Source organism: Streptomyces sp. NPDC048392 (genome assembly GCF_043200575.1).
GTDB lineage: Bacteria > Actinomycetota > Actinomycetes > Streptomycetales > Streptomycetaceae > Streptomyces.
In genome coordinates this window covers 171,101-186,010 of the sequence record NZ_JBICYB010000008.1, presented here as the reverse complement: position 1 = coordinate 186,010, position 14,910 = coordinate 171,101, and the positions used below count along the sequence as shown (strand labels likewise).

General features: G+C 72.0%; 11 protein-coding genes. 9 read left to right on the top strand and 2 right to left on the bottom strand.

Features of this window, described 5'->3' with window-relative positions; translation table 11 throughout:
* Positions 1-4: 4 nt before the first annotated feature.
* From gatB to ACGFYH_RS14635, 6 genes are all read left to right on the top strand, one after another.
* The gene (gene gatB / locus ACGFYH_RS14660) at positions 5-1,519 is read left to right on the top strand and encodes an Asp-tRNA(Asn)/Glu-tRNA(Gln) amidotransferase subunit GatB (RefSeq protein WP_393803481.1); all 1,515 of its coding nucleotides are present in this window, start codon (positions 5-7) and stop codon (positions 1,517-1,519) included.
* A gap of 222 nt (positions 1,520-1,741) precedes the next feature.
* Positions 1,742-3,988 (top strand): MMPL family transporter, encoded by a 2,247-nt coding sequence (locus tag ACGFYH_RS14655; protein ID WP_393803480.1) that lies wholly within the window; start codon positions 1,742-1,744, stop codon positions 3,986-3,988.
* A complete protein-coding gene (locus tag ACGFYH_RS14650) occupies positions 3,966-4,550 on the top strand; it encodes a GNAT family N-acetyltransferase (RefSeq protein ID WP_393803479.1) in 585 nt (194 codons plus the stop codon). The genes ACGFYH_RS14655 and ACGFYH_RS14650 overlap by 23 nt, the downstream gene beginning before the upstream one ends.
* Positions 4,551-4,585: 35 nt before the next feature.
* Positions 4,586-5,281: a hypothetical protein gene (locus ACGFYH_RS14645; RefSeq protein WP_393803478.1), complete on the top strand. Its 696-nt coding sequence runs from the start codon at positions 4,586-4,588 to the stop codon at positions 5,279-5,281.
* 160 nt (positions 5,282-5,441) lie between these two features.
* Positions 5,442-5,711, top strand: a complete 270-nt coding sequence (locus tag ACGFYH_RS14640; RefSeq protein ID WP_393803477.1) for a hypothetical protein — start codon at positions 5,442-5,444, stop codon at positions 5,709-5,711.
* A gap of 39 nt (positions 5,712-5,750) precedes the next feature.
* Entirely contained in the window at positions 5,751-5,948 is a 198-nt protein-coding gene (locus tag ACGFYH_RS14635; RefSeq protein WP_393803476.1) for a DUF6191 domain-containing protein, read from the top strand.
* A 46-nt stretch (positions 5,949-5,994) separates the two neighbouring features.
* Here ACGFYH_RS14635 and ACGFYH_RS14630 read toward each other — a convergent pair whose 3' ends face one another.
* Together ACGFYH_RS14630 and ACGFYH_RS14625 are read right to left on the bottom strand one after the other, a co-directional pair.
* Positions 5,995-7,161 carry a PQQ-dependent sugar dehydrogenase gene (locus ACGFYH_RS14630; protein WP_393803475.1) on the bottom strand — a complete coding sequence of 389 codons (1,167 nt, stop codon included), beginning with the start codon at positions 7,159-7,161 and terminating at the stop codon, positions 5,995-5,997.
* Between the two features lie 120 nt (positions 7,162-7,281).
* Positions 7,282-8,280: an aldo/keto reductase gene (locus ACGFYH_RS14625; RefSeq protein WP_393803474.1), complete on the bottom strand. Its 999-nt coding sequence runs from the start codon at positions 8,278-8,280 to the stop codon at positions 7,282-7,284.
* Positions 8,281-8,355: 75 nt separating this feature from the next.
* On the opposite strand from ACGFYH_RS14625, the gene ACGFYH_RS14620 reads away from it, so the two are divergent.
* The 3 genes from ACGFYH_RS14620 (at position 8,356) to ACGFYH_RS14610 (ending at position 14,894) form a co-directional block, all read left to right on the top strand.
* Complete coding sequence (locus ACGFYH_RS14620) at positions 8,356-9,297, top strand: 2-hydroxyacid dehydrogenase (RefSeq protein ID WP_393803473.1); 942 nt, start codon at positions 8,356-8,358, stop codon at positions 9,295-9,297.
* A gap of 424 nt (positions 9,298-9,721) precedes the next feature.
* Positions 9,722-12,805, top strand: a complete 3,084-nt coding sequence (locus ACGFYH_RS14615) for a putative bifunctional diguanylate cyclase/phosphodiesterase (protein ID WP_393803472.1) — start codon at positions 9,722-9,724, stop codon at positions 12,803-12,805.
* 244 nt (positions 12,806-13,049) lie between these two features.
* The gene (locus ACGFYH_RS14610; RefSeq protein ID WP_393803471.1) at positions 13,050-14,894 is read left to right on the top strand and encodes an acetolactate synthase large subunit; all 1,845 of its coding nucleotides are present in this window, start codon (positions 13,050-13,052) and stop codon (positions 14,892-14,894) included.
* The last annotated feature ends 16 nt before the right edge of the window (positions 14,895-14,910 follow it).

The window sequence follows — 14,910 nt, the reverse complement described above, 5'->3', positions numbered from 1 at the left end:
CACCGTGACCACCACGACCGACCTGGTGTCGTACGAGGACGCACTCGCGTCGTACGACCCCGTCATGGGCCTAGAGGTCCATGTCGAACTCGGCACCCACACCAAGATGTTCTGCGGCTGTTCGACCGCGCTCGGTGCCGACCCCAACACCCAGACCTGCCCCGTCTGCCTCGGCATGCCCGGCGCGCTCCCGGTCGTCAACGCGACCGGCGTCGAGTCGGCGATCAGGATCGGTCTCGCGCTGAACTGCGAGATCGCCGAGTGGTGCCGCTTCGCCCGGAAGAACTACTTCTATCCGGACATGCCGAAGAACTTCCAGACCTCCCAGTACGACGAGCCGATCGCCTTCGACGGCTACCTCGACGTGCAGCTGGAGGACGGGGAGACCTTCCGCGTCCAGATCGAGCGCGCCCACATGGAGGAGGACACCGGCAAGTCGACGCACGTCGGCGGCGCGACGGGCCGCATCCACGGCGCCTCGCACTCCCTCCTGGACTACAACCGCGCCGGCATCCCGCTCATCGAGATCGTCACCAAGCCCATCGAGGGAGCGGGCGAGCGTGCCCCCGAGGTCGCCCGGGCCTACGTCCGTGAGCTGCGCGAACTCATCCGTGCCCTCGGCGTGTCCGAGGCCCGCATGGAGATGGGGCAGATGCGCTGCGACGTGAACCTGTCGCTGCGCCCGCACGGCCGGGAGCAGTTCGGCACCCGCAGCGAGACCAAGAACGTCAACTCGCTGCGGTCCGTGGAGCGTGCCGCCCGCTTCGAGATCCAGCGCCACGCGGCCGTGCTGAACGGCGGCGGCACGATCATCCAGGAGACCCGCCACTTCCACGAGGACACGGGGTCCACCACCTCGGGCCGCGTGAAGGAGGAGGCGGAGGACTACCGGTACTTCCCGGAGCCCGACCTGGTGCCCGTGGCCCCCTCGCGCGAGTGGGTCGAGGAGATCCGGTCCGTCCTGCCCGAGCTGCCGCTGGTGCGCCGCAACCGGCTCCGGGAGGAGTGGGGCATCTCCGGCAACGACATGCAGTCCATCCTCAACGCCGGTGCGCTGGACCCGATCGTCGCCACGATCGACGCCGGTGCCGACGCTGCCTCCGCCCGCAAGTGGTGGATGGGCGAGCTGGCCCGCAGCGCCAACGAGTCGGGCAAGGCGCTCGACGTGCTGGCGATCACGCCGACGCAGGTCGCACGCGTCGCCGAACTGGTCGCCAAGGGCGAACTGAACGACAAGCTCGCCCGCCAGGTCATCCTCGGCGTCCTCGCCGGTGAGGGCACGCCGGACGAGGTCGTCGACAAGCGCGGTCTCAAGGTCGTCTCCGACGAGGGCGCGCTGACCACCGCCGTCGACGAGGCCATCGCCGGCAACCCGGGCGTCGCGGACAAGATCCGCGGTGGCAAGGTGGCCGCGGCCGGTGCCCTGGTGGGCGCGGTCATGAAGGCGACCCGGGGGCAGGCGGACGCGGCCCGCGTCAAGGAGCTGATCCTGGAGAAGCTGGGCGTCACCGAGGGCTGAGACCCTCCGGAATCCCGAACGCCCCCGGCCCTGGGGGGACGCGTCGACCGTGACGCGTCCCCCCAGGGCCGTTGTTGTGAACAACCCCACTAATTCCGCAAAGGATCACTTCTGCCTGCAAGAGTGATTTCACATTGCTCATGCGTTCTTTGCGGGCCGTTCACACCATGGACGACTGTTCCCGGTCAAAGATCCACAAACAGACACCCTGGGAGCACGTTCGTGGCAGCCCTCGCACGCTGGTGTGTACGACGTCGCCTCGTAGCCGTCCTGCTCTGGCTCCTGGCCTTCGGCGGAGTGGCCACGGCCGCCACGGTCACCGGCGCCGCGTACTCCAACGACTACGGGATCCCCGGCACCGGCTCCGACCGCGCCTCCCGGCTGCTCGAATCCGGCTTCCCCACCCTCGGCGGCGACAGCGACACGATCGTCTGGCACACCGCGGCCGGCACCGTCCGCGCCGCCGACGTCGAACAGGCCATGACCCGCACCCTGGACCACGTCGCGGAGCTGCCCGGGGTGGCCGCGGTGTCCAACCCGTACGAGGACCCCGACTCGCCCCGGATCAGCGAGGACGCCCGCACCGCGTACGCCACCGTCACCTTCGAGGACGCCGCCCAGGACATCGACGAGGACGAGGCGCGGGCCGTGGTCGACGCCGCCGAGGCGGCCGAGACCGACGGACTCCGGGTGGAACTGGGCGGCAGCGCCATCGCGCTCACCGAGTCCCCGGGCAGCCATCTCGCCGAGGCCGTCGGCGTGGCCGTCGCCGCGGTCGTCCTGTTCCTCGCCTTCGGCTCCGTCGCCGCGGCCCTGCTGCCCATCGCCGCCGCGCTGGTCTCCGTCGGCACCGCCTACGCCGGCATCACCCTCCTCGGCCACGCCATGACCGTCGCCGACTTCGCGCCCATGCTGGGCACCCTCGTCGGACTCGGTGTCGGCATCGACTACGCCCTGTTCATCGTCACCAGACACCGGCGCGGACTGAAGCGGGGCCTGTCCGTGACGGAGGCCGCCGCCGACGCCGTGGCGACCACCGGCCGGGCCGTCGTGTTCGCGGGTGCCACCGTTTGCATCGCCCTGCTGGGCATGCTGATCCTCCGGCTGAGCTTCCTCAACGGTGTCGCCGTCGCCGCCTCGCTGACCGTGATCCTCACCGTCGCGGCCTCCGTGACCCTGCTGCCGGCCCTGCTGTCCTGCATCGGCCCACGCGCCCTGAGCCGGCGCGAGCGGCGCCGGCTCGCCGAACACGGGCCCGAGCCCGAGGTGCCGACCGGGTTCGCCGCCCGCTGGTCGGCCTTCGTCGAGCGCCACCCCAAGCTGCTCGGCGCCCTCGCCCTCGTCGTCATCACCCTCCTCGCACTGCCCACCCTGGGCCTGCGCCTGGGCACCTCGGACCAGGGCAACGACCCCAGGAGCACGACCACTCGCCAGGCCTACGACCTCCTCGCCGACGGCTTCGGCCCCGGCGTCAACGGTCCGCTCACCCTGGTCACCGAGGTCCGCGGTGCCGAGGACCGCCTCGCCCTTGACAGCCTCGACGCCACCCTGCGCACCGCCGAGGGCGTCTCCTCGGTGACACCGGTGATGTACAACTCCGGCGGCGACGCCGCACACCTCACCGTCGTACCCGAGTCGGCACCGCAGTCGCGGCAGACCAGCGACCTGGTCGAGCGGCTGCGCTCCGAGGTGCTGCCGCGTGCCGAGGCCGGTACCGCGCTCGACGTGCACGTGGGCGGCGTGACGGCAGGCTACGACGACTTCGCCGACGTCATCGTCGGCAAGCTGCCCCTCTTCGTCGGCGTGGTCATCGGCCTGGGCTGCCTGCTGCTCCTGCTGGCCTTCCGCTCCGTCGGCATCCCGCTCAAGGCCGCCGCCATGAACGTCGCCGCCGTGGCCGCCGCCTTCGGTGTCGTCGTGGCGGTCTTCCAGTGGGGCTGGGGGAGCGAACTGCTCGGCCTCGGCAGCGCGGGGCCGATCGAACCCTTCCTGCCCGTGGTCATGGTCTCGGTGCTCTTCGGGCTCTCCATGGACTACCAGGTCTTCCTCGTCAGCCGGATGTACGAGGAGTGGCTGGAGACCGGTGACAACCGCCGCGCCGTCCGGGTCGGACTCGCCGAGACCGGCCGCGTGATCAACTCCGCCGCCGTCATCATGATCTCGGTCTTCCTCGCCTTCGTCCTCAGCGGCGAGAGGGTGATCGCCATGTTCGGCATCGCGCTCGCCGCCGCCGTCGCCCTGGACGCCTTCGTCCTGCGCACCCTGCTGGTGCCCGCCCTGATGCACCTGCTCGGCAACGCCAACTGGTGGCTGCCGCGCCGCCTGGACGCCGTTCTGCCGCGCGTCAGCATCGAGCCGCCCGAGTGCCGGGCCGCCCATGAGAGGCTGGCCGCGGCGACGGACGCCGAGGTGGCGGACGTCCTGGCGGAGGAGGAACGGCAGCGGGATGTACGCGATATCACTGGGTGACGACGGAGCCGAACTGCGCCCCCTGGAGACCTGGCACGCCGAGGAGTTCCTGGCCCACCTGGACCGCGGCAGGGACTTCATCACGGAACACATCCCCTTCGGGGCGAAGGCCACCGACGTCGACTCCGCGCGCGGGGTGCTCCAGGCCTACGCCGACCGGCACGCCGCCGACAGCGGCTTCCTGCACGGGCTGTGGCTGGACGGCGAGCTCGTCGGCGGCCTGCTCTACCGCGTCTTCGACGCCGCCACCGGCGTCTGTGAGATCGGCTGCTGGCTGGAACCCGCGGGAACGGGCCGGGGTCTGGTCACCCGCGGCGCCCGCGTGCTGATCGACTGGGCCTTCGACGAGCGCGGCATGCACCGCGTGGAGTGGCACGCCTCGTCGGCGAACACCCCGAGTGTCAACGCCGCCCGGCGACTCGGCATGATGCGTGAGGGCGTGCTGCGCGAGAGCTTCCCCCACCGGGGCACGCGCCAGGACATGGAGGTGTGGGCGGTGCTCGCACCCGAGTGGCGCGAGGCACGCGAGGCACACGCGCGTGCCGCTCACAAGGATCGTTAAGGGACCTCTCAGACAGCGTCCGTACGGTGCGAGGCATGGGAACGAAGACAGTGGACGAGACCGGCGTGAAGACCGACGAGCACAACACGGACGAGGTGACCGTGGCCGCCGGGTCCACCGAGGCCGCCGAGACGGCCGGGACCGGCACCCCCGGGACCGAGTCGGCCGGGACCGAGTCGGCCGGGACCGAGACGGCCGGGGCCGGCACCCCCGGGACCGACACGGCCGGGACCGGCACCCCCGGCACCGCCGACGTCCGTGAGGACGCCGGTACCGACGCCACGGCGGACGACGGCGTCACGGACGGCACCGGCGAGAGCGGGACCGGGGCCGGTTCCACCGGCGTCGGCCAGGGCGCGGGCGCCGTCGTCTCCGCCGGACTGGGCATCGTCTCCCTGACCGGCAGCTGGGTCGGCACCGTGGCCTCCGCCCGAGAGTCGCTGATCGGCCAGTTGCGGACGTCCTCGTCGTCCGACGTCGGCACGCTGATCGAGAAGGGCTACGGCAACGCCTGGCACGCCACCGCGATGTGGGGCGGGATCTTCGCCCTGGTCGCGCTGATCGTCGGCGTCGTCGTCCTGGCCCGCCCCGCGTTCGGCGCGCCCGGCCGCCCGCAGGCCCCGTGGATCAAGTCGGTCGCGTGGTCGGGGGTCGCCCTCGGCGTCATCGGCCTGCTCCTGGCCGTCCTGAAGTACACGGACGTCCTGCTGGGACTGCCCTCCACCGGCTGACCAGGCTTTACGAGGGGTCTCAGGGCATCCGCACGCCACCGGCGCGCGCCCTGAGGCCCCTCACACACGTCTAAGGCCCCGCGCGGCGCCGAAGCCGCGGAACATACCCGACGTGGCGGACCCACCTGGGAGTCGAAGGTTGAGGCATCGCAAGCGAGCGATGCCGAAACCGAAGCCGCAACCGGCTCTCACCGAGGGGCACACCATGTACGAGTACGAGATCCAGCGGTACCGCTCCGCCGGACTGATCCGCCACGCCGACGAGGCCCGGCCGGCCCGCCAGGCGGTCCGGGCCCGGCGGGAGCCGGCGTCCACGTGTCCAGCCGCCCGGCCGAGCCCGGCGTCTCCGGGCCGCGGCGAGGCGGCGGCGGTGGCCCACCGGCTGGCGCCGTTCCCCGCCGAACGGCTCACGTCCCCTCCCGCGCAGTGAGGTCTACGCTGTGAGGGACGCCGACCGACGGAGGGCACCGTGTTCAACGCGTTCGAAGAACTGTTCTCCCCCGGCCGCAAACACACCCGCGACGAGCAGAACCGCCTCGAACTCACCCGCGAGGACACCGGGGACGCCGGCCCCGGCCACGGCCCGATAGACCTGACCTCGGGAAAGGTCGTCGTCCAGCGGCCGCTATCCGACGAGGCGCAGACCTCGGCCCCGAAGGACGAGTAGGCGGCCGCCCGCTTCACCTCCGGCCGCCTCCCGCGTCGTTCGCCGTCTACTTCACCTCCAGCTCCAGGATCCGGTCGTCGTCCCCCTTCGCGTCGCCCCGTCCGTCCGTGTTGCTGGTGACGAGCCACAGCCTGCCGCCGCCCGCCGGGGCCACCGTGCGCAGCCGGCCGTACTCGCCCTCCAGGAAGGCCTGCGGGTCGGCCGCGGCCTCCGTGCCCTCCAGCGGGACGCGCCACAGCCGCTCACCGCGCAGCCCCGCCATCCACACGGACCCGCCGACGTAGGCGATGCCGCTGGGGGAGGCCTCGTCGGTGTGCCACTGCACGACCGGGTCGTGGAAGCCGGAGCCGCCGCCCTTGCCCTCCGCCTCGGGCCAGCCGTAGTTGTCACCCGGCTCGATCGCGTTCAGCTCGTCCCAGGTGTCCTGCCCGAACTCCGAGGCGAACAGCCGCTGCTTGTCGTCCCAGGCCAGCCCCTGCACGTTCCGGTGGCCGTACGAGTACACGGGGGAGCCGGGGAAGGGGTTGCCGGGCGCCGGGGCGCCGTCCGGGGTCATCCGCAGGATCTTGCCGCCGAGGGACTCCCTGTCCTGCGACAGGCCCGTGTCTCCGCTCTCGCCGGTGCCCGCGTAGAGCATCTTGTCGGGGCCGAACGCGATCCGGCCACCGTTGTGGATCACGCCCTTGGGGATGCCCCGGAAGACCGTGTCAGGCGCCCCCAGCTGCTCACCCGACGGCTTCTTCTCGTCGTACAGCATGCGCACGACGCGGTTGTCCGAGGCCGAGGTGAAGTACGCGTAGACCATGTGGTCCGAGGCGTAGTCGGGGGAGAGCGCGATACCGAGGAGACCGCCCTCGCCGGACGGGGACACCCCGGGCACCTCGCCCAGCTCCGTCTTCCCGCCCGTCTTCCCGTCGATCCGCGTGACCGTGGCCTCGTCGCGGGAGGAGACCAGCAGGTCACCGCCCGGCAGCGGAGCCAGCCCCCAGGGGCTCCTCAGACCCGTGGTGAGCGTGCGGACCACCTTCACGGAGCCCTTCGCGGGCGGTGCCTGCGCGGCAGGCGACCCGGCGGGCGACGACTGCGCCGCCGTACCGGCCGGGGAGGTGCTCCCGTCCGCGGCCGGCGGGTCCCCGTCGCCGGAGGAGCAGCCGGCCGTCAGCAGGAGAGCGGCGGCCAGCACGGCCGGCACGGCTCGACGTTGCACGATCATGGTCCCTTCGACGCGGCGGGTTCGAGACGGGTTCTCCCTGTCATACACCGCACGGCCTCTCCAGGTTCCCGATCGCCGGATCCCGAACCCGGCGGCGCGTCCGGCGGACGGCCGCGCGCCTCACTCCCAGGAACCCTGCGCCGGCGGCAGCTGCCGTAGCTCCGCCAGATCCCGCCCGGTCAGCCGCAGTTCCGCCGCCCCCGCGTTCTGCGTCACCCAGCGCTCCCGCTTGGTGCCCGGCACCGGCACCACGTGCCGTCCCTGCGCCAGCACCCAGGCCAGCGCCACCTGGGCCGCGGTGACCCCCTCGCCGTGCCGGGCCGCGATGCGGCGCAGAGCGGCCACGATCGGCTGGTTGGCGGCCATCATCTCGGCGGTGAAGCGGGGGTGCCGCGCACGCAGGTCCTCCGGTTCGAACCCCTGGCCGGGCGTCAGCGTGCCGGTCAGATAGCCGTTGCCCAGCGGCATCGCGGCCAGGAAGCCGACGCCGCGCGAGACGCACCACGGCAGCAGCGTCCGCAGCGCCTCCGGCGACCACACCGACAGCTCGGCCTGCACCGCGCTCACCGGGAAGACCTGCTGCACCCGCTCCAGCTGGCGGATCGTGGCGTCGTGCAGCCGCGCCCCCGGCCGCCGGGCCGAGCGTGCGCCGACCGCGCAGAGCCCGAGCGCCCGCACCTTCCCGGCCCGCACCAGCTCGGCCATCGCGCCCCAGGTCTCCTCGACGGGTATCTCGGGGTCGGCCCGGTGCAGTTGGTAGAGGTCGATGACGTCGGTCTGCAGCCGGCGCAGCGAGGCGTCGCAGGCACGTTTCACGTATCCGGGGCGGCCGTTGGCCACGATGTGCTGCTCGCCCACCAGCAGACCGACCTTGGTCGACACGAAGGCGTCGGACCGCCGCTCCCTCAACACCCGCCCCAGCAGCAGCTCGTTGGTGAACGGGCCGTACATGTCCGCCGTGTCCAGCAGGGAGGCACCCAGGTCGAGGGCCCGGTGCACCGCCCTGACGGACTCGTCGCCCCGCTGCCGCGAGGCGCTGTACGCCCAGTTCATCGGCATGCACCCCAGTCCGACGGCCCCCACCGCGAGTGCCGTCGCGCCGATCGTCCTGCGCTCCACCTGGTCGTGACCCTCCCTCGTCAGGCCACCCAACCTAACCTCTGCCTCCTCGCCCCCTGACATAGCCTCCTGACCATGACTGCTGACGTGTGGCTGCCCATCCCACCGGACGAGATCGAGGGCCTCCCGGAGGGCCCCGCCTACCGCTACTGGAACGGTGAGGAGACCTTCCCCGCCGACCCGGCCGACTGCGCGTACTACGTCGTCCCCTACATGAAGCCCAGCGGGATCGGCGTACGCCCGCTGCCGGAGATGCGCTCGGTCCAGGTCGTCCAGACCCTCTCCGCGGGCATCGACCACGTGGAGCCCGGCCTGCGGCACCTGCCCGCGGGCGTACGGCTGTGCAACGCGCGCGGTGTGCACGAGGCCAGCACCGCGGAGCTGACCCTGGCCCTCATCCTCGCGTCGCTGCGCGGCATCCCGGACTTCGTGCGGGCGCAGGACCGCGGCGAGTGGCTCGGCGGGTTCCGGCCCGCGCTCGCGGACCGGACGGTTCTGATCGTCGGGTACGGGTCGATCGGCGCCGCGATCGAGGACCGGCTCGTACCGTTCGAGGTCGCGCCGGTGGTGCGCGTCGCGCGCTCCGCACGCGCCACGGAGCGCGGTCCCGTGCACCCGTTCACCGAACTCCCCGCCCTGCTCCCGCGGGCGGACGTCGTCATTCTGTCCACTCCGCTCACCGAATCCACCCGCGGCCTGGTCGACGCCGAGTTCCTGGGCCGGATGAAGGACGGTGCCCTGCTCGTCAACGTCGCGCGCGGACCGGTCGTGGACACGAAGGCGTTGCTCGCCGAACTGGAGAGCGGACGCCTCACCGCGGCCCTCGACGTGACCGACCCCGAACCGCTGCCGCCGGGCCATCCGCTGTGGCATGCTCCCGGCATAGTCGTCAGCCCGCACGCGGGCGGGCCGACCTCCGCCTTCCTGCCGCGCGCCAAGCGGCTGCTGGTGGGCCAGTTGAACCGCTTCGTGAACCAGGAGCCGCTGCGCAACGTGATCCTGACGACGGGCGCGTAATCCGTTTCGGGTGCCCTCCGCAACTCCCCGGACGCGGTGGGTACGCGTATATCCGCTGGTCGTCACGGAGCGTAGAGAACCTATGTCCCTGAGTGACGAGACTGGTGTATCGTCCGACAGGGGATGCGCCGCGCACCGTACGGCGCCGGGGATGGACATCTCAGACTGTGATCAGACTGTGAGGGGGGCTACGGGCGATGCACGGCCTATGGACCAACGATCCGACGCGGCGGAGCCGCCGCCGGCGACCCTGGCGCACGACCGCGACCACGACCGCGCGCGGACGGGACCGGCACGGCCACCGCGGTGGCCGTGCCGGTCGGTACGGCCCTCACCCGCGCCGGCCGGACGGCCGCGGGAGGCAGGCCCAGTCGGTCCACCGGTGCCCGCGGGACACGGGAGCGGTGCGGACCGGGAGGCCCCGGTGAGTCCGCCCCCCGCGCCCACGCTGGACGGAGCGCTGCGCACCCAACCCCCGTCCGGGCCGCTGCCGCCCCGGCCGGCGGCCGCCCTCGGCGGCCCGCCCCTCGTCCGCCAACTCGTGCTGGCCCTGTGTTGCGCGGCATACGCCGTCGGTGCCGCGCTCGGCTGGGGTTCGCCGTACGTCGCCAAGATCATGGGTGACTTCGGGCTGAGCGCCGCCGCGGGCGCCGCCGCCGTCTCCTGCTTCCTCCACGCCCGCGGGCGCCGCGTCCGTTTCCGGCCCGCCTGGCTGCTCTTCGCCCTCTCCTCGGCGATGGCGTCCCTGGGCAACCTGATCTGGGGGTGGTACGAGGTCGTGCTGCGGGAGCCGGTGCCCAGCCCCAGCTACGCGGACCTGTTCTTCCTGTGCTTCGCGCCGCCCGCCATCGTGGGGCTGCTGGTGCTGGCCAAGCGGCCGGTGACCAAGGCCGGCTGGATCTGCCTGGGCCTGGACGCCTGGCTGATCGGCGGTTCGCTGCTGACCCTGGCCTGGAGCCTGGCGCTCGCCCAGGCGGCGAAGGCCGAGGGCGGTTCCAGCGTGGCGCACTCCGCGCTCTCGGTGGCGTACCCGCTGCTCGACATCGCCCTCGTCAGCATGGTGCTCGCGCTGCACTTCAGACGGTCGCCGGTGTGCAGGTCCGCCGTCAACACCGCCGTCGGCGCGCTCGCCCTGACGGTCATGTGCGACGCCCTGTTCACCTCGCCGCTGCTGCACAACAGCTACCGCTCCGGACAGTTGCTCGACGCGGGCTGGTTCGCCGGTTCCCTGCTGCTCGCGTACGCCCCCTGGGCCGCGTCCAGGCGCGGGCGTCCCTCGTCGGAGGAGCAGGGCTCCGGCGGCCACACCCGCGTGGTGCGCGAACACCTGCCCGGGCAGCGCGGCACCGCTCACCGGCCCGCGCACCCCGCCGTGCACGAGAGCCCGCCCGGACCCGCGCAGGGCGGCGAACGGGGCCGCTATCCGGCCGCCCGGCCCATCGCCGGGTCCCTGGCCGCGCTCACGCCGTACCTCGCGGCCGCGGTCTGCACCCTGGGCATCCTCTACAACGTGCTCAACGGCCGCAGCGTCGACCGCGTGGTGCTGCTGACCGGCGGCACCGTCGTGCTCGCCCTCGTCGTCCGGCAGGGCATCATGCTGCTCGACAACATCGTCCTCACCCAGGAACTGGCCCAGAAGGAGAACCACTTCCGTTCCCTGGTGCAGGGCTCCAGCGACGTCATCATGATCGCCGCGCCCAACGGCATCCTCCGCTACGTCTCCCCGGCCGCCGCCGGGGTGTACGGACGCCCCGCGGAGGAGCTGGTGGGCAGCGAACTGGCCGGGCTCATCCACCCCGAGGACCTCGGCTGCGTGGTGCACGAGGTGCGCCGGTTCCTGGCCGCCAGTCCGGTCGAGGAACCCACCACGCGCATCGAATGCCGCTTCCGTTCCGGGGAGGGCGGCTGGCTCAACGTCGAGTCGACCGTCAACCGGCACCACGGCGGCCTCATCTTCAACAGCCGGGACGTGACCGAAAGAGTGCGCCTGCAGGCGCAGCTCCAGCACAACGCCGAACACGACCCGCTCACCGACCTGCCCAACCGCGCCCTGTTCACCCGGCGTGTCCAGCAGGCCCTGTCCGGCCGCCGTGCCTCCGACCGCGGCGCCGCCCTGCGCGGTACGGCGGTGCTCTTCATCGACCTCGACGGCTTCAAGGGCGTCAACGACACCATCGGGCATCAGGCCGGGGACGAGCTGCTCGTCCAGGCCGCGCGCAGACTCCAGGAGGCCGTCCGCAAGGGGGACACCGCCTCCAGGCTGGGCGGCGACGAGTTCGCGGCCCTGATCGTCGGGGACGGCGCCCGGGACCGGACCGCCCGGGAGGGTCACATCCGGGAACTCGCCGACCGGCTGAGGCTGACGCTCTCGCAGCCCTACGTCATCGACGGCAACGATGTCCGTGTCAACGCCTCCATCGGCGTCGCCTTCGCCGAACCCGGCCTGGGCGCGGGCGAGTTGCTGCGCAACGCCGACCTCGCCATGTACCGGGCCAAGGCGGGCGGCAAGGGGCGCGTCGAGCTGTACCGGCCGCAGATGCAGCAGGACGTCGTACGCAAGGCCGAGCTGGCCACCCGGTTGAGGGCCGCGCTGCACGACGGGGAGTTCGCGCTGCTGCACCAGCCGGTGGTCTCCCTCACCGACGGCCGGATCACGTCGGTCTGCGCCCAGGCGCGATGGCGCTCCTCGCAGGGCGTGCTGTTCACCCCCGCCGAGTTCCTGCGGGTGACCGAGGACGGCGACCGGACCGCCGAGCTGGACCGCTGGGTGTTGCGCGAGGCCGTCGAACAGGCCGCCGAACGCGCGGCGGCCGGGCTGTCCGTGACCGTGGCCATACGCATCGGCGCCCGCCGCCTGCTGGACCGCTCCATGCCGCTGGGTTCCGTGGAGGCCCTGCTGACCCGGCACGGACTGCCACCCGGCTCCCTTGTGATCGAGCTGTCGGACATCGATCCACGGGTCGGCCTCGACGAGCTGGACCGCCGGCTCAACGCCCTGCGGAGGGTCGGTGTCCGGATCGCGCTGGACGGCTTCGGCGGCGGCTACGCGGCGATCACCGCGCTGCGGAGGCTGCCCGTGGACGTCCTCAAGCTCGACCGGGGTCTGATCGAGGGCGTCGTGGAGTCCGCGCGACTGCACAAGATCACCAGTGGTCTGCTGCGCATCGCCACCGACCTGGGACTGAAGTCCGTGGCCGACGGCGTCGACCTGCCCGAGCAGATCGTCGCCCTGCGGGCGATGGGCTGTACGCACGGACAGGGCATGGCGTTCTCCGGCGCGCTGGACGAGTACCGGTTGCGCAGAGCGCTCGGCACCGGCCACTACCCGGTGCCGCACGGACCGGCCGAACCGGCCTTCGCGGCCGGTGGCGCCGGGGTGTACACCAAAGCCGTCGGCGGCCCCGCCGCCGGTCAGGCCGGCGGCGGGATGCCCCCCGGGCTGCCGGTCGTCCTGAGTGGCGGCACGGCTCTCCGCTCACATAATGAGACTCCCGTCCCACCCACTTGACAGTGAGTGCGCGCCGGGGGGAGGGTCAGTGCCATGCGCACCCGAATTCTCGTACTTGGAAAGCGCGTCGGCTGAAGCTGGTGACGTCCGGACCGACTCGGACTCCCCGCGACCCACACCCGGCGCGCTCCCCTCGCTTGCCTTACGGCACGAGGGGTTTTTTGTTGCACGGGCACCTGACGAGCAGCAGCCGCACACCGCCACAAACCTCGCAAAAACCCTCAGCATCGAGAAGAGAATGCCGATGACCGAGCAGGCCACCGGGGCCCACCCGCAGCCCCGGCCCCGATCCGGAGGACAGCCCGCCCCCGAGCACGTCACGGGTGCGCAGTCCCTCATCCGCTCGCTCGAGGAGGTCGGCGCCGACACGGTATTCGGCATTCCCGGTGGCACGATCCTTCCGGCCTACGACCCGCTGATGGACTCCACCCGGGTGCGTCACGTCCTGGTCCGCCACGAGCAGGGCGCCGGCCACGCGGCCACCGGCTACGCGCAGGCCACCGGCAAGGTCGGTGTCTGCATGGCGACCTCCGGACCCGGCGCCACCAACCTGGTGACCCCGATCGCCGACGCCAACCTGGACTCCGTGCCGCTGGTCGCGATCACCGGCCAGGTGGTGTCCTCCTCGATCGGCACGGACGCCTTCCAGGAAGCGGACATCGTCGGCATCACCATGCCGATCACCAAACACAGCTTCCTGGTCACCAAGGCCGAGGACATCCCCCGGGTGATCGCGCAGGCGTTCCACATCGCCTCCACCGGACGCCCAGGACCGGTCCTGGTCGACATCCCCAAGGACATCCTCCAGAAGAAGACCACCTTCTCCTGGCCGCCGGTCATGGACCTGCCCGGCTACCGCCCGGTCACCAAGCCGCACGCCAAGCAGATCCGCGAGGCGGCCAAGCTCGTCACCGCCGCGAAGCGCCCCGTGCTCTACGTCGGCGGCGGCGTGCTCAAGGCGCAGGCCACCGCGGAGCTGAAGGTCCTCGCCGAACTCACCGGAGCGCCCGTCACCACCACCCTGATGGCGCTCGGCGCATTCCCCGACAGCCACCCGCTGCACGTGGGAATGCCGGGCATGCACGGTGCGGTCACCGCCGTCACCGCGCTGCAGAAGGCCGACCTGATCGTCGCTCTCGGAGCCCGCTTCGACGACCGCGTCACCGGCAGGCTGGACAGCTTCGCCCCGTTCGCCAAGATCGTCCACGCCGACATCGACCCGGCGGAGATCGGCAAGAACCGCACCGCCGACGTCCCGATCGTCGGCGACGCCCGCGAGGTCATCGCCGACCTCGTGCAGGCCGTCCAGAAGGAGCACGCCGAGGGCAACAAGGGCGACTACACCGCCTGGTGGAAGGACCTCAGCCGCTGGCGCGACACGTACCCCCTCGGCTACGACCAGCCCGAGGACGGCTCGCTCTCCCCGCAGCAGGTCATCGAGCGCGTCGGACAACTGGCACCCGAGGGCACGATCTTCGCGGCCGGCGTCGGCCAGCACCAGATGTGGGCCGCGCACTTCGTCCAGTACGACCGGCCCGCCACCTGGCTGAACTCCGGCGGCGCCGGAACCATGGGCTACGCCGTCCCGGCCGCCATGGGTGCCAAGGCCGGCATGCCCGACCGGGCCGTCTGGGCGATCGACGGCGACGGCTGCTTCCAGATGACCAACCAGGAACTGACCACCTGCGCCCTGAACAACATCCCGATCAAGGTCGCCATCATCAACAACGGCGCCCTCGGCATGGTCCGTCAGTGGCAGACGCTGTTCTACAACCAGCGCTACTCCAACACGGTCCTGCACTCGGGACCGGACGCGGACAACACGCAGATGGGCGCCGGCACCAGGGTCCCCGACTTCGTGAAGCTGTCGGAGGCCATGGGCTGCTACGCCATCCGCTGCGAGGACCCCGCCGACCTCGACAAGGTGATCGAGGAGGCGAACTCCGTCAACGACCGCCCGGTCGTCGTCGACTTCATCGTCCACGAGGACGCGATGGTCTGGCCGATGGTCGCCGCCGGCACCTCCAACGACGAGATCATGGCCGCCCGGGACGTCCGCCCCGACTTCGGCGACAACGAGGACGACTGAGAGCCGTAGGCAAGGA